Origin of the sequence: Megasphaera sueciensis (assembly GCF_050219315.1) — a bacterium.
GTDB lineage: Bacteria > Bacillota > Negativicutes > Veillonellales > Megasphaeraceae > Megasphaera_A > Megasphaera_A sueciensis.
The window spans coordinates 1,304,053-1,324,141 of record NZ_CP116939.1; the positions used below are offsets into that span (position 1 = coordinate 1,304,053).

Sequence of the window (20,089 nt, forward strand, 5' to 3'; positions counted from 1 at the left end):
AAGTCATGCCGTGCAAATGTTTGTATTAGATAGTATATATTACATAATGTAACTATATGTACATTGTATAAATCCATCACAAAAGTCACAAGAAAAATAAGACGAACAGCTTATATTCGATGACAAGATACAAATAGCTCCTACAAAAAAACCAGAGAAATATACGTTTCTCTGGTTATATCCGTTTGCCTTGTTATAATTCTATATATTGTTTCATTTTATTGACATATACGCGTCCTACGGGAATTTCTATCTTATTTTTCCCATTGAGAACTAATAAATATCTTTGTTTAAACCACGTTACAATTTGACGAATTTCATCTATATTGACGATAAAGTTCCGATGACAGCGAAAAAATTTTTTTACAGGGAGACGTAACTCAAAATCATGTAAGGTCATACGAGTCAAATATTGAACATCGTCTTTCGTTACAATAAAAACCTGGCGATCTTTAGCATAGATATAGCGAATGGTATCACTGTCTATAATCTCCATGCGATCTCCTTTTTCTACAGAAAATTTTTTACAAATCTCTTTAGAATTTCTTGCATCTTCTCCATCAAATTCCCAATGCTGTAAAATATTTCGGCATTTTTCCAACACTCGCTTAATGGATTCTTCATCTAATGGTTTTACAATATAGTCTACCGCGTTGACAGAAAAGGCTTTTAAAGCAAACTCATCATATGCCGTCACAAAAACAATCATGGGCGCATTATTGGTTTTTGACAAACATTCTGCAACTTTCAAACCATCCAATCCCGGCATTTCGATATCCAAAAATATTATATCCGGTTTTTTTTCCATAGCCAGCGCTAAGGCTGTTTCTCCATCATAGCATACATCCGTAATCTCAATGGCCGAATCAGCTTCACGAACCATGATTTTCAGTTCCTCAGCCATACGTTGTTCATCATCAACGATCATTACCCGCAATGATTTCATATTTTTTCTCCTCTTCTTTTATATCCCAAGGAATGATAAAACCAACTTTTGTGCCAGCACCCTGCAAACTTTCTATTTGTAAACCATATTCTTCTCCATAAATTTTTTTCAGACGGGCATTGACATTCTTTAAACCAAGACCGGTACTTTCTTGATTATTGACTATATAATCCATCTTTTTCAACTGACTAAGTTTTTCTGGATCAATCCCTACTCCGTTGTCTTCCACATAAATCTGCAGGAAATCTTTTTTATGACTTACCGTAATATATATAATACCACCCTTTTTAACTTTTGTAATTCCATGTTTTACTGCATTTTCCACTAATACCTGCATAGAAAAGGTAGGGACTTTATGATTTAATGCTTCTACTGCTATTTTCTTAATAACTGTAATTCGATCACCAAAACGAGCCTGTTCTAAACGAATATAGATATTTACATATTCCAGTTCTTCCGTTATAGATATCTCTTCTTTACTGGATTTTAAATGCACCCGCAAAAAATCAGATAAATCCTTAATCAAACTTCTGGCTTTATTGGGATTAGGTCGAATAAGCGCACTGATATTGGCCATCATATTAAATAGAAAATGAGGGCGTATTTGTGATTTCAGCGAATTAAATTCCGCTTGCATTAATAAGGTTGTTTTTTGATTCAATTCCGTTTGCAATAATTCCAGATTCAAAAAATTCACAACCCCTTCAATCAATCGCACTTCATAAGGAAATATTTTTTCTCTGCTTGTTTTATAAATTTTAACACTGCCAACAATCGTATCATCAATGCGCAACGGTAAATCAACAACTGTTTCCAAACAAAGATGCATGCGCTGGCATACAATATCCTGCTTATTTTTTACGATATCCTGATTATATTTTTTTTGTCCGCGCAATAAAATTTTAGCTTTCTTGTAATTGTCATTTTCACCAACAAAGGCTAAAAACTCTTCCGTATCCGCAATGGCTACTGCATCCGCATTGATTTCCTTGAAAAGTATTTGTGCTAATCTATAGGCTGAAAAACGATCTAATCCGTGATGACGCAGCACCCCGCGGGCCGATAAAATCACACACATAGCCTGTTGTGCTGACTGCGCCCGCAATCGTTCTTGTGTTGTAAATGTACCTCTGGCAATATAAAAACACACACATACGCCGTTGACAACGGAAAGAAAATGAAGGATAAGATAAAATCCAGCATCGGATATTTGCTTAAAACCATATGGATAAAAAGTATAGCTAATTACTATGTACAAAATTTCTAAAGCACATGCAACAAAAAAACTATCCCGCGTGGTAATCTGTCTTTTACCATACAATTGATATACCATTCCAGAAAAATAACCGGAAAATATGTTAGACATCATACCCGCTGTCATACCTGGAATTCCATTATACCCTAAAAAAAACCGAGGAATCGCATAGACAATTCCAACGCCCAAACCAATCAAGGGTCCCCCCAATAATCCTCCCACAGCAACACTGATCAATGACAAATCCATAAAGATTCCCGTACCAAAATATCCCATGCCCATCCCCAGCATTGCCAGTCCGCCGAATACACCCACAAGAACCAGCCAATTCCGCCGTCTAAAAAGTTCCTGATTCAATAAATTGCGAAAATATGTCAATCTGGTTATCAAAAACATAACCATTACAAACACAGCAACATTCCTTACATAATCATTAAAAATAAGTATATATTCCATAATAACTCCAAAAGCAAAAACACCATTATGCCCCTATCCACTCGACAAATCCTTCCGATTTCGATTGTCTCCAATGCTTTTATTATGCTATATGATAGTAATTTGTCAAGCAGTCTTTTATTTAAACAATGTACCCTACTTCTATAACCACGTAAAACTACACCTCGATTTTATAAAAGAGGTGTAGTTTTACGTGGTTTAGCATACCTTTCCCTATCCACATGACCAGCAAGACAACGCAATATATACTATAAATGTATGTGGATAGGATTTATATAAAGCCGACGCTGCATTTCCACTATTTGTAGTGGCGGCCGGTCGTTTTCATGAACGTGCCTATCATTACCTCCTGCGTTATTTGGAAATACGTACAGTCTTGATTCGTCCGAGAGCCCTATGCAGTGCTAATTGTGCTCTTTCTACGTCTAAATCCGCAGCTTGTCTGTATAAGCGGTTTTCTGCTCGTTTTTTCGCTTCCTCTGCCCGTTTAATATCAATTTGATCTGCTAGTTCTGCTGCCAAAGTAACAATAGTTACCGTATTGCTATTCACTTCCAAAAAACCACCAGAAACAAACAGATTTTTTTTATGATTTTCTATCATACAGCTCAACGGCCAGATTTGCAAAGAAGCTAGCAGCGGTGCATGGCTGGGCATGATGCCCAAGTCCCCGTCCAAGGCGCGAACCAGCACAAAGTCAACTTCGCCTCGGAACACAGATGCGTCCGGCGTAATGATTTCCAGTCGGATCGTCTTCTTTGTATCTGCCATCGCCTTATTCTCCTTTCAGCGTCTTGGCTTTTTCGTGTGCTTCCTCGATATTCCCTACCATATAAAACGCCTGTTCCGGCATATCGTCACACTTGCCCGCCAGGATCTCCTTAAAGCCGGCTATCGTTTCCTTCAGCGGTACATACCGTCCCGCCTGCCCCGTAAACTGTTCGGCTACGGCAAACGGCTGGCTCAGGAACCGCTGTATCTTACGGGCTCTGGCTACCGTCAGTTTATCTTCTTCCGACAATTCATCGATACCGAGTATTGCGATAATATCCTGCAGTTCATTGTATTTCTGCAGCACTTCCTGCACCGCCCGCGCCGTATGGTAATGCTCGTCTCCCAGAATATGCGGATCCAGAATCCGCGATGTGGAATCAAGCGGATCCACCGCCGGATAGATGCCCAGTTCCGCGATCTGACGAGACAACACCGTCGTGGCATCCAAATGGGCAAAGGTCGCCGCCGGCGCCGGGTCGGTCAAATCATCCGCCGGGACATATACAGCCTGGACGGAGGTGATGGAGCCGTTCTTCGTCGAGGTAATCCGTTCCTGCAGGGCCCCTACGTCCGTCCCTAACGTCGGCTGGTAACCAACGGCCGACGGAATCCGCCCCAGCAAGGCCGATACTTCTGATCCGGCCTGGATAAATCGGAAAATATTATCAATGAACAGCAGGACATCCTGATGTTCTTTATCCCGGAAGTATTCTGCCATGGTTAGGCCTGTCAGGCCTACACGCATACGCGCTCCCGGCGGTTCATTCATCTGCCCGTATACCAGCGCCGTCTTGCTGATGACTCCCGATTCCTTCATTTCATTCCACAAATCATTGCCTTCACGCGTCCGTTCCCCGACTCCGGTAAAAACAGAATAGCCGCCGTGTTCCGTCGCCACGTTGTGGATCAGTTCCATGATCAGGACGGTCTTTCCTACCCCTGCGCCTCCGAATAATCCGATCTTACCGCCTTTCGCATACGGGGCAATCAAGTCGACGACCTTGATCCCTGTTTCCAGGATCTCCGTTTCCGTCGACTGTTCTTCAAACTTCGGCACCGGGCGATGGATCGGCCAATAGGCGTCCGCCTGCACCGGAGTGTCATCCTTGTCCACCGTTTTCCCGAGAACATTGAAAATACGTCCCAACACGCCCTTGCCCACCGGCACGGCGATAGGGCCTCCCGTATCTTCGGCTTTCGTGCCGCGGACCAATCCGTCGGTGGAACTCATGGCTACGCACCGGACCACATCATCACCCAAATGCTGCATTACTTCTGCTACCAGGTCGATCTGCTGTTCGCCTTCGCCGCCCGTTACATGGATGGCGTTATAGATGTTCGGCAGGTCTTCTTCCGAAGAGAAGCGCACATCGATAACCGCGCCGATGACCTGGATTACTTTCCCTACTTTATTGCTCATGAAGAGGTTCTCCTCTCTAGTATTTTGTCGTCACCGTTACTGCAGCGCGTTCGCGCCGCTTACGATTTCCGTCAATTCATTGGTTATGCCGGCCTGCCGTACTTTATTATAATGTACCGTCAGTTTATCGATCAATTCTCCCGCATTATCCGTTGCCGACGTCATTGCCGTCATGCGGGCCCCCAGCTCACTGGCTGCCGATTGAAGCAGCCCGTTGTAGACCACCATGTTGAGGTACTGCGGCAATAAGGTCGACAATACCTGCTGCGCATCCGGCGCAAACAGATATTCTTCCGCCGGCCCCTGCTTCGCTGCCGCCGCTTCCTGTGAAATCGGGAGCAGCCGGGTCTGTTGGACCTCTTGCGATAAAGCGGACTGAAACCGGGTATAAATAAGATATACTTCGTCAAACTCTCCGTCAAGGAACTGCCTGGTCACTTGCGCCGCCAATTTTTGTGCATGGCTGAATTGCGGCTTATCGGAAAACCCCGTCCATTTGAATTCCGGCGCAATGCGCAGATGCTTCAAATATTCTACAGGTTTTCGTCCCGTCACCATCAGATAGATCCCGTCACGGCGCCTGTCTTTAAGGACCGACACCAGCGCTTTGTTTACGTTGGAGCTGTAGGCTCCGGCCAGCCCTTTATCCGCCCCTATAACGATATAACACGTACGATGGACCTCTCTTTTCTTAAAGAAAGGATTGTCGTCCTCCGGCAGGGCCGCCGACAAGCGACGCAGCATGCCTTCTATCTTTTCTGTAAACGGCGCGGTCGCCAATGCGCGTTCCTGTGCACGGCGCAGACGTACGGAGGATACCATCTTCATGGCCTTGGTTATCTGCTGCGTGTTCGTTACGGACTTAATCCGTCGGTTTATCTCACGTGCACTCGGCATACGCTATTCCTCCTCTTTGATCAGCTGATGGGATGCCCCGTATTCCCGGGTGAATTCTGCTACAGCCTTAACAAGAGCCGCTTCCGTTTCACCGGTCATTTCCTTCTTGGCTTTGATATCCTGCCCGACCTGCGGATAATTGGCATGCATGAATTTGATGAATTCCGTTTCAAACAAGGTGACCTCCTGGACTTCCACCGGCATCAAGAACCCTTTGACCGCCAGATATATTTCCATGACCTGGTCTTCCACCGCCATCGGTTCATACTGCGGCTGGATCAGCATCTGCATGGTCCGTTCCCCGCGATCGATCTGGGCCTTCGTGCTCTTATCCAAATCCGACCCGAATTGGGCAAACGCCGCCAATTCACGGTACTGCGCCAGATCCAGGCGCAGGGTGCCGGCAATATTCTTCATGGCCTTGATCTGTGCGGATCCACCCACACGGGATACGGACAGTCCCACATTGATCGCCGGCCGTACGCCGGAATTGAATAATTCGGTTTCCAGGAATATCTGCCCGTCCGTAATGGAGATGACATTGGTCGGAATATAGGCCGACAAGTCCCCGGCCAGCGTTTCAATGATCGGCAGCGCGGTAATGGAACCGCCCCCCAGGTCATCGGACAGCTTCGCCGCCCGTTCCAATAACCGGGAATGTAAATAGAAGACATCCCCCGGGTATGCTTCCCGTCCCGGCGGCCGGCGGAGCAGCAGGCTCATCGCCCGGTAGGCCTGGGCATGCTTGGAAAGGTCGTCATAGATACAGAGGACGTCCTTCCCCTGGTACATGAAATATTCTCCCATTGCCACCCCCGCATACGGCGCCAGATATTGCAGCGGCGCCCCGTCAGAGGCCGTAGCCGTTACAACGATGGTGTATGCCATTGCCCCATGGGCTTCCAGGGTGCGTACGACCCGGGCCACGGTGGAGGCTTTCTGGCCGATCGCCACATAAATGCAGATAACGCCGCTGTCCTTTTGATTTATAATCGTATCAATCGCAATAGCCGTCTTGCCGGTTCCGCGGTCCCCGATGATCAGTTCGCGCTGGCCCCGTCCGATGGGGACCATCGAATCGATGGCCTTTAAGCCCGTCTGCAGCGGTTTCTTTACCGGCTGGCGGTCGGCAATGCCCGGCGCCGGAAATTCGATCAGCCGCGTTTCCGCTGTTTCTATTTTTCCTTTCCCGTCGATTGCCACCCCCAGCGGGCTGACAACCCGGCCAACCAGGCTGTCTCCCACCGGCACACGCATCACGCGCCCGGTCCGGCGGACGGTATCGCCTTCCTTGATAAGCGAATCATTCCCCAGCAACACAGCGCCTACATTATCTTCTTCCAAGTTCAATGCCATCCCATATACATCATGAGGCAGTTCCAAGAGTTCCCCGGACATGGCCTTATCCAGCCCGTATATGTGGGCGATGCCGTCCCCCACTTCCAGGACGGTCCCTACGTCGTCGACATTCATCTCCACGTCGTAGTCTTCGATTTGTTTTTTAATTATAGCCGTGATTTCTTCTGGCTTCATATTCATTTCGCGTCCGTCACCTCATTCGTCACGTTCGCCTGCAGCAAGGCATGCTCCATGTCCTGGAGCTGTCTGAGCAGGCTTCCGTCTATTAGTCTGTCACCGATCCGGATAACGATACCGCCTATAATAGACGGGTCGGCAGTATACAAGGGTTCGATTTTCTTACCCGTCAGTTTTTCCAGTCCGGCAACGAGTTCTGCTTCTTCTTTTGCTGATAATGGCTTGATTACATGAATCCTTGCCACTTCTATGTTCTGCGCCGCACGGGACAAATCGATGAACCCGTCTATGGCGGCTGCCAAGGCACCTTCCCGGCGCCTGTCAATCATGACGTACATAAATTGCAGCACGAGGGGAGACACATCATCGGCAAAAATTTCAAAAATAATATGTTTTTTCACTCTTTCCGGTACTCTAGGATGTACGAGAAATTTTTGCAATGAAGGATTCATCTGCAAGGTATCTCGTATGGTTTTCAATTCATTATCATATTGTTCAATTTTATGTTGTTCGTTGGCAATATTAAACATCGCCTGGCTGTATTTGCTGTATACAATTTCAGATATCATATTATCTACCCGTTACCTTTTGCATATCTAATTTTGCAATACAATCATGGACTAATTTTTCATTTCTATCTGTATTTATATTATTTTTCAACAACTTTTCTGCCACAGCCATGGACAGCGTCACTACCTCATTACGCATTTCACGGATAGCAGATTCCCGTTCATTGATGATTTCTGCCTGGGCCACTTCTTTTTCACGCGTAATCTGCGCCCGGACAGAAGCCAGCTGCGCCTGAGCTTCTTTATCCGCCTGCTTGACAGCCTTATCGATGATAGCCTGGGATTCCGCATGTGCATTTTTGATTTGTTCCTGATAGTCGGCCTTCATTTTTTCGGCCGCATCCCGGGCTGCCTGTGCATTATTCAAATCAGATGCAATTTTATTTCTGCGGTCTTCCAGCGTCTTCAAAATCGGCTTATACGCAAACTTCGCTAAAATAGCGACAAGGACAAAGAAGTTGAGGAATTGGAATAATAATGTACCATTCAGATCTATCAATTCGATCTCCTCCCTCATTACATATATATACTATAGCTTATCCGACCTTAAAGCATGCTGGCAAACGGATTGGCAAATACCAGAACAATAGCAATAACAGCTGCAATAATAGGAATAGATTCAATCAAGCCGATAGATATGAGCATATTGACAAGTAGCTTGCCGCCCATTTCCGGCTGACGTGCCAGGCCTTCCAGCATCTTAGCCGCGGCATGTCCATCCCCGATAGCGGCCCCTAATGCCGCAAGTCCCACCCCTAATCCGGCACTTAATGCCGAAATTGCAAAAACGATAGCTTTTTCCATAATAAAATACCTCCTATACGATTACTAATTTTTGTTATTTTTTACCGGAATACGACAGCTCAACTTTCCTTTAATGAATCTGCAAGATACGATGTCGTCAGTATCGTGAAAATAAAGGCTTGGATCAAACCGATGACCAGGCTGAAAACAAGCCATATAATCGGTATTCCGACAGGAACCAGCAGATACAATACTTCCATCAGTATTTCACCAGCCAAAATATTACCAAATAGTCGAAAAGCCAACGTCAGCGGCTTAGTGAATTCTTCCATCAGGTTTATCACGACAAAAGGGATAAACGGTTCAAAATAATGCTTGAAATGTTTCTTTACCCCTTGGTTCCGCAGCGCAACAAAATGTACCATAAACGATGAAACTAACGCCAATCCCAAGGTCGTATTCAAGTCATTGGTCGGCGATGTCAGAATATGCGGACTGGGCAACAGACCAAGTTCATTGCCTACAAAGATAAACAAAAACATCGTGAGAAGTACTGACACCACCTGTCCCCATTTGGGTCCCAACGTTTCCTTAAATTGCTTTAGCAGTGCCTCTATAACAATTTCCACGACATTTTGCACTCCTGAAGGAACAAGTGAACGGCCACGTGTCGCCAATACGGTAATACCAATTACAATAACTGCAGTTAACCAAGTCATATATATCGTATCCATATTTACGTTCATTCCTAAGAATTGAGTAATTAAATGATGTCCTGTATGCAGCTCCATAATTCCACCTCCTTTTTTCTTTTATACGTTGATTTTTCTATATATTATTTTAAAAGGTAAATAGATTTCCTGACAATGAGAAAGTTACGAGCGTCACGTATTACATACTGAACGGTTCTTATCAAGAACAAAAGTTATTCTTCAAATACGAAAAAAAAAACTGTCGCACATAAAACGTACGACAGTCTTTTTTGAGTTATTCGTTATGCCTTTATTTTTTACAATAAAAAATCACGGTTCTAATGTTGTATGTCTAATGCTGCCTTGACTAAACCACGGAACAACGGATGTGCATTAGTGGGCCGAGATTTCAGTTCCGGATGGAACTGACAGCCTACAAACCATGGATGATCTGCTATTTCGATCATTTCTACCAAACGGTCATCCGGTGAAGTTCCCACTATTTTAAGACCTGCATTGATCAGTTCCGTCCGGTATTTATTGTTGAATTCCCAACGATGGCGATGCCGTTCATAAATAAGGTTCTTACCATACACGCCAAATGATTTGCTGGTTTCATCTAGTTTGCACGGATACAGTCCCAAGCGCATAGTTCCGCCTTTTTCAGAAATATCGACTTGGTCTGCCATTAAATCAATGACCGGGTATTTTGCATCTTTTTCAAATTCAGAAGACGTTGCTCCTTCCATACCGGCAACGTGCCTGGCGAATTCCATAACAGCGCACTGCATGCCCAGACATAATCCCAAAAAAGGAATTTTATTTTCACGAGCATACTGAATTGCCTTGACTTTGCCTTCAATGCCGCGATTGCCAAATCCGCCGGGAACCACAATACCCTGAATATTTTTAAATACTTCTTTTAATGATACATCCGGTGCTTCCAATATTTCCGAATCGATCCAATCAATATGAACTTTCGTTTTATAAGCAATCCCGGCGTGTCCCAGTGCTTCTGCCACACTAAGGTACGCATCATGGAGTGCTACATATTTTCCGACAATAGCGATAGTTACTTCTTTTTCCGGATGGTAAATATCATATACCATCTTTTCCCAGTTTTCCATATTGCATGGCTGATTCGGAAGTTCCAGTTTTTCTAAAACGATACGGTCCAAGCCTTCTTCAGACATCATCAGCGGTACTTCATAAATACTGTTCAAGGTTTTATTTTCAATCACCGCGTCTTTATCAATATCGCAGAACAATGCCAATTTATCTTTCATTTCTTCAGAAAGGGAATATTCTGTACGGCATACGATGATATCCGGCTGAATGCCAATACTGCGAAGTTCTTTGACACTGTGCTGTGTCGGCTTGGTTTTCAATTCACCGGCACCCGCAATATACGGAACAAGCGTGACATGAATATACAGCGCATCGTTGCGGCCTACTTCTTTCTTAATCTGGCGAATCGCTTCCAGGAACGGCAGGCTTTCTATATCTCCGACAGTACCCCCGATTTCTGTAATAACGACATCTGCATTATCATCATCACCCACACGGAAAATACGGTCTTTGATTTCATTTGTAATGTGCGGAATGACCTGGACTGTATGCCCCAGATAGTCTCCGCGGCGTTCTTTTTGCAGCACAGACCAATAAATTTTACCAGCCGTAACATTGGAATTCTTGCCTAGATTAATATCAATAAACCGTTCATAATGACCTAGATCCAAATCTGTTTCAGTACCATCATCAGTGACAAACACTTCCCCATGCTGATATGGGCTCATTGTACCGGGATCGACATTGATGTACGGATCAAATTTTTGAATCGTTACCTTGAATCCACGATTCTTCAACAACCGGCCCAAAGCCGCCGCCGTAATACCTTTTCCTAATGAAGATACAACCCCGCCTGTTACAAATATGTACTTAGCCATAATTCCTCCCTGTATGCCTTGTAGTATATAAAAACATGCCGCAATATACGGCAATAACTAAACTATTGTATTATATTACATCATTACATTTTTTTCGGTGCCGAAACACCTAAAATTGCCAAACTGTTGGCAATCGTAATACGAACTGCCGTAATCAAAGCCAATCTCGCTTCTGCCAATTCTTTATCCTCTTGAATAATCCGGCAATGATTATAAAATTGATGGAATAAACTTGCCAGCTCATATACAAAATGAGCAATGCGATGTGGTGCCCGGTCACGAGCTGCCTGTTTAATAATATCAGGAAAAGCTGCCATTTTCTTTATTATTTCCAATTCTTCTTCTTCCTGCAATGTATTCCAAACTACATGAGACCAATCTGTATCCAATTCGATACCCGCTTCCGCAGCTTGTGCGTAAATGCTGTAAATACGAGCATGAGCATATTGAATATAATATACCGGATTTTCATTACTATGCGATTTGGCCAAGTCGAGATCAAAATCAAGCTGTGTATCCAACGACCTCATGATAAAAAAGTATCGCGCCGCATCTGTCCCCACTTCTTCTATTAATTCATTCAGCGTAATTGCCTGCCCTGTCCTTTTCGACATCTTGACCGGTTTGCCTTCCCGGAAAAGACTGACCATCTGCAGCAGTAATACTTCCAATTGATCCGGATCATATCCGAGAGCCGCCATCGCCGCTTTAACACGGGCTACATAGCCGTGATGATCTGCCCCCCATATATTAATCAGTTTCTTAAATCCTCTATCATATTTATTCTTATGATATGCGATATCCGCCGCCAAATAGGTAGGCACACCGTTATCACGAACAACGACCCGATCCTTATCATCACCGTAGTCCGTCGATTTCAGCCAAAGGGCCCCATCTTTCTCATATATCTTGCCACGTTTTTCAAGTACATCGCATGCCGCGTGAATGGCATCCGGATGAAGCGTTCGTTCACTGAACCAGGTATCATAATGAACATTAAAATGAGCTAAATCTTGTTTCAATATATTCATTTTTTCCGCATAGGCCCGATCTTTAAAAAATTCCAACCGTTCCTGTTCCGGCATAGCTAAATAGGTATCACCATCTTGGTCGATAATCGCTTGCGCTGTATCAATAATATCGGTTCCATGATATCCGTTTTCGGGAATCTGGCTTTTTTTCCCCAAGAGCTCCAAATAACGGGCATTGACGGATGCTGCTAAATTATTCATCTGATTGCCTGCATCATTAATATAGTATTCTGCCTGTACATTATACCCGGCCGCACATAACAAATTGACCAGCGCACTGCCATAAGCAGCTCCCCGGCCATGTCCCACATGAAGCGGCCCCGTCGGATTAGCACTGACATATTCTACCTGTACCGTATCTTCCGGACGCAGGGGCGCTTTCCCATACTGCGAACCTGCCGCCAGTATCTGCTGCAGCGAATCATAAAGAACTGTATTATTTAAAAAAAAGTTGATAAAACCGGCCCCGGCAATTTCTGCTTTATCCAGCCATGGATACTTCATTTCATTAACAATGGCCTGCGCTATTACACGAGGAGCTTTATGTGCTACTCTGGCAGACTGCATTGCAATATTTGATGCAAAATCACCAAATTCCTTCTGCGGAGGTACTTCCAAATTAATATCCGGATAGGTACCTTCCGGCAGCACGCCGGAATGAATCGCTTTTGCCATCGCATCTGCGATTCCCTGCTGCAATAATTCTTTCATTTCCATTACGATTTATCCTCCTGCACAGTAATTGTCAGCTGATTATAACTTGTCCCAATACCTTCTATTGTAACATCATACCCAAGACGAACCGTTCCGATACCCTTTACCAAATGAATTTCCATCTCATAGGTTTTCATGTGTATCAGAACTTCGCCAAACGGCATTTTATAGGTTGCCTTAAAACTGCTGCCTTTACGAAATACTTGGCGCTGTCGGACATTTCCCCTGCGAAGCAGTACTGCCGAATCGGGGAGCAGTTTAATAATCGTGGTAACGCCGGCCATGCCTGTAATTTCGCTCTCTTCATATACAATATATTGGACATTTTGTTTACAATAGTATTTTCCTGCAGAAACAAGCTCAAGCTTCAATTCCTGTCCGTCCTCATCTCGCTGGATGCTTTGTACGGTTACTAAGACAGGTTTCACTGAATCCAAATCCTTCCCTTTTTTATCTCAATGTTACTATTATATAACATATGACTTGAAAAAGAAACAATGAATAATGGAAATTTTCAAAAGAATTCCATAGAAAAAGTGGCAGTCAGAAACTGCCACCGCTGTTGTATATCAGTAAAATTCGCCGCTGATTTTTTTATGATGTTCTATGTGGTTTCCCTGATCCGTATGGAGCAGTTTAGCACCAGCAATGCCAGGCTGTGTCATTTCTGCCGGTGAAAGAATATATTCTATTTGTTCCTGTGTCAAAAGTCCTTTTTCCATAATAATTTCTTTTACAGGTCGTCCTGACATATAGGCCTCTTTTGCCAGCATGGAAGATTGTTCATATCCAATATGCGGCAGCAACGCCGTAATAATGCCAACACTGTGATCCAACCAATAGGCACATTGTTCCCGGTTGGGTTCCAAATTGATGAGCAGGTTATCAACAAATGCATTGACTGCATTGGTCAGATAGCGCATGGAGTTAAACAGATTGAAGGCCATGACCGGTTCCATCACGTTCAGTTCAAACTGCCCGTTCTCTACGCCTAAACTGATTGCAATATCATTCCCGATAACTTGATAACAAGTTTGGTCTAATACTTCCGCCATCACCGGATTTACTTTGCCCGGCATAATAGAGGACCCCGGCTGACGCGGCGGCAGCTTTAATTCATTCAGTCCGCAGCGCGGTCCCGATGCCATAAGACGAAAATCATTTGCCATTTTGATGAGTACTAGTGCCGTTGCCTTCATGCTTCCTGAAAAATCAGCAAACGCATCGGTATTATTGGTCATGTCAATAAGATTCCGTGCTGTAATAAACATCTCACCCGTAAGCGTAGACAATTGACGGGCAACAGATTGAATATATTTAGGTTCGGCGTTAAGTCCCGTCCCTACGGCAGTCCCGCCCATATTGATCGTATGAACGCCTTCAATAGCACGCTCGATACGATGAATACCGCGGCGAACAGCCGAAGCATAGGAGCCCATTTCCTGCCCCAGCGTAATAGGTACGGCATCCTGCAAGTGTGTTCGTCCCATCTTTACGATATCTTTATAGTCTTCGGATTTGACTTCCAATTCGTCTGCCAGACGACGCAGCGCCCGCAGTAAGCCTTTACTTTTCATAATAATGCAGACTTTGATGCTCGTGGGAAACACATCATTGGTTGACTGCGCCATATTGGCATGGTTATTGGGAGATACAATATCATACCGTCCTTTTGGCTTTCCCATAATTTCCAACGCACGGTTGCATAATACTTCATTCATATTCATATTGACAGAGGTTCCTGCTCCCCCTTGAATGGGGTCCACAGGAAACTGATCAATAAACTTTCCCTGTATAACTTCTGTCGCCGCCTGTACAAGTACATTGCCGATGCCCGGATCCAGACGACCTGTTTCCATATTAGCCAGTGCCGCAGCTTTTTTGACGGTTGCGACCGCAATAATAAAATCAGTATCGAGATGTTCTCCTGTAATATGAAAATTTTCCATAGCCCGCATAGTTTGTACACCATAATATACTTCGTCCGGTATTTCCATCTCTCCTAAAAAGTCATGTTCTTTTCTCATGATATTCCCCCTGTTGTAACAGCGATGTATAATTCTATTGCATATTGTATACAAAAAAAGCAAGTTTGATTTAAAAAACCGTAGGGTATGTCCCCTTTGACATAGTAAAAGGCGCTGTCGAAATAAAATTCAACAGCGCCTTTGCCGTACGAGCTTCTTAAATTAACCACATTCTAATACTTCTATTCCGCAAAGTCAAGATACTCCCTTATGCCAAAATCACCAATGTTAAAAATAATAATTAATCATTTCGGAATCGGATCGTTCTTGATTTCAAAAAATATATGTAAATGATTTTTTTACCTTATAATTTTAAAAAAATAGTAGAAAAATATTTTTTGTTTCTAATTTTCTCATATTCTTGCGCTTACTCGTGTTCATTCAATTCTATAAGATAGGGCCAATATTTTTTAGGCATAAATTGGCGTCTTAACTTTGTATTGGTTCGTTCTTTAATCGCAATCGTCCGATAATAGTCTCGCCAAAGTTCTGAAAAAAAATGTTCTGCCTCTGTTATTTCTGCCGTCTGCAGTATCTTTGGTATCTCTACGATTTGTAAGTTCTGCGTATCATAAAACACCCCGAAATTCCGCCGCGCATCGTGAATAACCCACGTTTCTCCCTGCAGCCGCCGCACAAAATGAGGTGCCATAATAGGGACAACACAATAATCCGGTGCGATTTTTCCATAAAGCATGCCGTTGGCTACTTCCCGGAAACGCAGCAGGCCTAATAACCTATGCCGTTCATTTCCCGTCTTTACTGCCCACCGCCGTACTTCCCAGATCGTTTCGTCACTCAAATGGTGCTGAAACTCTTGTTTTTGATGAAAAGCCTGGCGGATAAAGCGTAGAAGCCGCTGTTCACGTTTCGGTTGTTCCGCCAAAAACGCATAATACAGCAAATGACAAATTTCACTGCCGCACTGCTGTCGCAGGCTTTCCAAAACCTTACCGGCTTTTTCCATATCTGTGCAAACAAACCGTTCTTCCCCAAAGAGACAAGTCTGACTTCCGTCATGGATTATTCCTGTCCGACAGATACCGTCATGATAGGCATCAAAAACTGCCGATATATAGCCAAAAAAACTGCCATCATATATATAATTCATATGCGTACCTGAGAAAACAAGTCTCCGGCCTCGTAGCGGCTGTTTTTTTCATGCAGACAAAGGCTGTGGTGGATCGCCTCCGGTTTACCTGAACCGCCATAATATTTTCCACGGCAGGTAATAAAATATTTAGCCCGCTTCAAAACAATACCCATCCGGTGCAGCGTATCATAGGAAACCCAAGCTGCCCGGCGGGCGGCACAGATTCTTTTAGCAGAAGTGACGCCGATACCCGGTACACGAAGCAGCATATGGTAAGATGCTTTATTCACTTCCATCGGGAAGCATTCTATGTGACGGAGAGCCCAGCACGCCTTGGGATCGAGGGACAAATCAAAATCAGGCTGCTGTTCTGTCAATATTTCTGCCGCCGAAAACTGGTAGTACCGCAACAGCCAATCGGCTTGATACAGGCGATGTTCCCGCAGCAGCGGCGGTTTAATAAGAGCCGGCAGATTAGGGCCGCTCAAAGCTGGCACATAGGCTGAATAATATACCCGTTTCAGCCCTACTTTCTGGTACAATGCCTCACTTAATTCCATAATGCGGCGGTCGCTATCCGGAGTTGCCCCGATGATGAGCTGTGTTGTCTGCCCGGCCGGAACAAAAGAAGGCAGCTTTTTATAGGATCTGCTTTCTTCCTGCCGTTCCGTAATGCCTTGTTTTACCTCCCGCATCGGTATCATAATCGCTTGTTTGGTTTTTTGCGGAGCTAATAACTGCAGACTGGCAGATGATGGCAGTTCTATATTAATACTCATGCGGTCCACATATCGGCCAAGTTCGCGAATGAGACGGCCGTCTGTCCCGGGAATCCCTTTCATATGTATATATCCGTTAAAATGTTTCTCCTCACGCAGTATTCGTGCCGCTTTAATAAGCAGTTCCGTCGTATAATCCGGAGACCGATATACTCCGGAACTAAGAAACAATCCTTCAATATAGTTCCGGCGATAAAACTGAATCGTCAATTCGGCAATTTCTTCCGGCGTCATCATGGCTCTCGGCGTATCATGACTGCTGCGGTTTACACAATAAGAACAATCGTATATGCAGCGATTGGTCATCAGAATCTTAAGGAGAGATATACAGCGTCCATCTTGAGACCAGCTGTGGCAGATACCGGAATAGGCCACACTTCCGATACCGCGGCCTTCATTTTTACGAGTACTGCCGCTGGATGAACAAGATACATCATATTTTGCAGCATCACTCAAGATTTTTAATTTATCTTGCATCGTATCCCAGTCCAAATAATCCCCCTCCTTTTTTTATTATCATACCATATCGTATTGCGTATTTCAAACATATGTTCTTATCTTTTGTTAAAAACGTATATGCATCATTTTTTCGGTTCTACTTGATCATCTTTACCTAACATATAGTGCTTATTGAAAAAATGCGTATGCAAAAGTAATGTTGACATATAACTTAACGGACCTTCTAAAAAGTCTTTATACAACATTCGCAATTCTTGATTTTCCCAACTGGCATGAATATCACATTCATCGTCAAGCCGATACAGAGAAGCAACGCGAGCCTTCTTGGCTTCTACTGCTTGAGACAGCTTTGTTCGTGGTTGTCCGCCACCGCCAATACATCCGCCAGGACACGCCATAACTTCGATAAGAGAATACTTCTTCCAAGCATGCCGACGTTCAATCGTATTAATAAATTTCCGTGCATTCGCCAATCCGCTGATAGCTGCAACGTTAATTACATCATCATCAAACATGACAGACGCGGTTTTTATGCCTTCTACTCCGCGGATTGGTTCAAAATGCAAAAAATATTCAGATATATGCTCCCCTGTATGAAGAAAATGAGCAGTCCGTAATATGGCTTCCATAACCCCGCCGGAATTACCAAAAATAATACCGGCGCCAGAGGCTTCTCCCAATAAGGAATCATAGTTTGAATCTTCCAATGTATTGAAACCTAATCTTTTTTCTTTAATCCATTGAGCTAGTTCACGGGTAGTAATACATAAATCCGTATCACGCATGTCTCTCGTATCCCAATAGTGTGCCGCCCCATTAAGTTCCGGCCGCAGGATTTCTGATTTTTTAGATGTACAAGGTGTTACACAAACATTCACGATCTTATCTGGCGGTATATCCGCTTTTTTTGCAAAATACGTTTTAATAATAGAGCTCAAAGAACTGATAGGGCTGCGCGTCGTTGCTAAATGAGAAATAATTTCGGGAAAATAAATTTCAACGAATTCTACCCAGGATGAACAACAGCTTGTGAATAAGGGTAATTGTTCCTTGTGATTTTTAAGACGTTCAAGAAATTCCGAGGCTTCTTCCATAACGGTAAGATCGGCTCCAAAGTTAGTATCAAAAACATAGTCGGCACCTAATTTTCGCAAGGCAGTTATCGTTTTTCCCTTGACAATGGAACCAAAAGGAAGTCCAAATTCTTCTCCTAAGGCAACACGCACGGCCGGCGCAATCTGAAAAATGACAACTTTATTAGGATCGCTAATGGCTTCTTGAACCTTTTCTACTTGTGATACAGTCGTAGTTGCGCCAAACATACAGGTCAAAGAGCACTGGCCGCAATGCACACAAATAGGTATATCTCCCGTGCTGGGCAGCGAATAATAGTCTGTAATGGACATTGTTTGTGCACAACGACGCCGACACAGCGTGCAATTTTTACATTTCTCCGGATCAAATTGGATAGAGGCATTGCGTTGGTCAACCGCTACACGCTTATCTAATTTTTCAAAACGACTGGTAAAGGCAATATCCCGTTCTCGTTCTGCCTCCAAAAAGACAGCATCACTGCAGCAGACTGCCACAACGGAAACAATTTCTTCTACAGAACAACCGCGGGAAACATCCATAACGGGTTTGGCCAATCCTTGAAATAAAGGACCTAATACGGTTGCTCCCGCTAAACGCTGCATCATTTTATAACACACATTGGCTGTATTCAGATTTGGGAAAACTAGCACGTTCGCCTGTCCATTTATTTTTGATTCGGGAAATTTATGCGCACAAATCTGCGGAGACAATGCTGCATCCACCTGCATCTCCCCATCATACATAAAATCGGCATTTTGTTCTTTCAAAAGTTGAATCGCCTCATGAATCTTTTCAACCGTGGGACCTTCTCCACTTCCATCTGTGGAATACGATAGAAAAACGACCTTTGGATCCAGTATTTGTGCGGTAATACGGGCCCGACTCGCGCAAACGCGGGCAATGTCGGCCAACTGTGTCGCCGTAGGTTCCATAATAACACCGCAATCACCAAGAACAAATATACCGTTATCACCATATTGCGGTGTACGAGTGATCATAATCATGGAACTCGTGAGAGTTTCCGTCCCCGGATGCATTCCAATGACCTGTAAGCCTGCATGTATCACGTCAAATGATGTAGTAGCGGCTCCCGAAACCATCCCATCAACAATATCAAAAGCCACTAGACAGGCTCCAAAAAAATTATAATCCTCTATCAATATTTTTCGAGCTTTTTCTACTGTCATGGGCTGTCTTGCATCTACGATCAAATCGGTGTGATCTAAATAATCCAATTCCGGTACTGTAATACTAGTCCCATTCAAATCAATCGCATAACCAGATCCCAACCCAGTACCAAAAAAGCCATATTCTGTTGTTAACATTTTTCTTGCAGTTTCAACTGTCATACTCGGTTCTGCTTGTCGATCAACCAAGTATTTAGAAAATTTATCCAGCATCGGATATGTTTCGGGATCAATAATTTCGATACCGTTTAAATCAATCTGGTATTTAGCCGCAGTTTCTACTATACGTCTAGGTTTTCCTATCAAAATAATACGAGCAAATTCTTCATCACGAATACGTTCTGCAGCTCTTAACACGCGCCGGCTGTTAGATTCCGGCAAAACAATTTTTTTCTGTGCCTTTGCCACTCGTTTCTTTAAACTATCCGTAAATTTCACGATAGACCCTCCTACATTTCGCATGTGCATA

General features: G+C 43.9%; 17 protein-coding genes. All 17 read right to left on the reverse strand.

The window, feature by feature from the left end:
* Positions 1-193: 193 nt before the first annotated feature.
* Positions 194-946, reverse strand: coding sequence for a LytR/AlgR family response regulator transcription factor (locus NXG62_RS06215; RefSeq protein ID WP_427114082.1), 753 nt, complete (start codon positions 944-946; stop codon positions 194-196).
* Entirely contained in the window at positions 918-2,657 is a 1,740-nt protein-coding gene (locus NXG62_RS06220) for a histidine kinase (protein WP_427114083.1), read from the reverse strand. The genes NXG62_RS06215 and NXG62_RS06220 overlap by 29 nt, the downstream gene beginning before the upstream one ends.
* Positions 2,658-3,011: 354 nt before the next feature.
* Positions 3,012-3,428, reverse strand: coding sequence for a F0F1 ATP synthase subunit epsilon (locus NXG62_RS06225; RefSeq protein WP_427114084.1), 417 nt, complete (start codon positions 3,426-3,428; stop codon positions 3,012-3,014).
* A 4-nt stretch (positions 3,429-3,432) separates the two neighbouring features.
* Complete coding sequence (atpD, locus tag NXG62_RS06230) at positions 3,433-4,851, reverse strand: F0F1 ATP synthase subunit beta (RefSeq protein ID WP_427114085.1); 1,419 nt, start codon at positions 4,849-4,851, stop codon at positions 3,433-3,435.
* Between the two features lie 36 nt (positions 4,852-4,887).
* Complete coding sequence (gene atpG / locus NXG62_RS06235; RefSeq protein ID WP_427113738.1) at positions 4,888-5,748, reverse strand: ATP synthase F1 subunit gamma; 861 nt, start codon at positions 5,746-5,748, stop codon at positions 4,888-4,890.
* 3 nt (positions 5,749-5,751) lie between these two features.
* The gene (gene atpA, locus NXG62_RS06240) at positions 5,752-7,287 is read right to left on the reverse strand and encodes a F0F1 ATP synthase subunit alpha (RefSeq protein ID WP_427113739.1); all 1,536 of its coding nucleotides are present in this window, start codon (positions 7,285-7,287) and stop codon (positions 5,752-5,754) included.
* On the reverse strand, positions 7,284-7,853 hold the full coding sequence (locus tag NXG62_RS06245; RefSeq protein ID WP_427114086.1) for a F0F1 ATP synthase subunit delta: 570 nt from the start codon (positions 7,851-7,853) through the stop codon (positions 7,284-7,286). Before NXG62_RS06245 ends, atpA begins: the two co-directional genes overlap by 4 nt.
* A gap of 1 nt (position 7,854) precedes the next feature.
* On the reverse strand, positions 7,855-8,352 hold the full coding sequence (gene atpF / locus NXG62_RS06250) for a F0F1 ATP synthase subunit B (protein ID WP_427114087.1): 498 nt from the start codon (positions 8,350-8,352) through the stop codon (positions 7,855-7,857).
* Between the two features lie 47 nt (positions 8,353-8,399).
* A complete protein-coding gene (gene atpE, locus NXG62_RS06255) occupies positions 8,400-8,657 on the reverse strand; it encodes a F0F1 ATP synthase subunit C (protein ID WP_427113742.1) in 258 nt (85 codons plus the stop codon).
* 59 nt (positions 8,658-8,716) lie between these two features.
* The gene (gene atpB, locus NXG62_RS06260) at positions 8,717-9,388 is read right to left on the reverse strand and encodes a F0F1 ATP synthase subunit A (RefSeq protein WP_427114088.1); all 672 of its coding nucleotides are present in this window, start codon (positions 9,386-9,388) and stop codon (positions 8,717-8,719) included.
* A gap of 239 nt (positions 9,389-9,627) precedes the next feature.
* Complete coding sequence (locus NXG62_RS06265; RefSeq protein WP_427114089.1) at positions 9,628-11,235, reverse strand: CTP synthase; 1,608 nt, start codon at positions 11,233-11,235, stop codon at positions 9,628-9,630.
* 83 nt (positions 11,236-11,318) lie between these two features.
* Complete coding sequence (gene argS / locus NXG62_RS06270; RefSeq protein ID WP_427114090.1) at positions 11,319-12,983, reverse strand: arginine--tRNA ligase; 1,665 nt, start codon at positions 12,981-12,983, stop codon at positions 11,319-11,321.
* On the reverse strand, positions 12,983-13,408 hold the full coding sequence (locus NXG62_RS06275; RefSeq protein WP_427114249.1) for a DUF1934 domain-containing protein: 426 nt from the start codon (positions 13,406-13,408) through the stop codon (positions 12,983-12,985). Before NXG62_RS06275 ends, argS begins: the two co-directional genes overlap by 1 nt.
* Before the next feature lie 141 nt (positions 13,409-13,549).
* On the reverse strand, positions 13,550-15,007 hold the full coding sequence (locus NXG62_RS06280) for an aspartate ammonia-lyase (protein WP_427114091.1): 1,458 nt from the start codon (positions 15,005-15,007) through the stop codon (positions 13,550-13,552).
* 367 nt (positions 15,008-15,374) lie between these two features.
* Positions 15,375-16,118 carry a TIGR03915 family putative DNA repair protein gene (locus tag NXG62_RS06285; protein WP_427114092.1) on the reverse strand — a complete coding sequence of 248 codons (744 nt, stop codon included), beginning with the start codon at positions 16,116-16,118 and terminating at the stop codon, positions 15,375-15,377.
* A complete protein-coding gene (locus NXG62_RS06290) occupies positions 16,115-17,371 on the reverse strand; it encodes a putative DNA modification/repair radical SAM protein (RefSeq protein ID WP_427114093.1) in 1,257 nt (418 codons plus the stop codon). Before NXG62_RS06290 ends, NXG62_RS06285 begins: the two co-directional genes overlap by 4 nt.
* Before the next feature lie 89 nt (positions 17,372-17,460).
* Positions 17,461-20,058: a [FeFe] hydrogenase, group A gene (locus NXG62_RS06295; RefSeq protein ID WP_427114094.1), complete on the reverse strand. Its 2,598-nt coding sequence runs from the start codon at positions 20,056-20,058 to the stop codon at positions 17,461-17,463.
* Positions 20,059-20,089 lie beyond the last annotated feature (31 nt).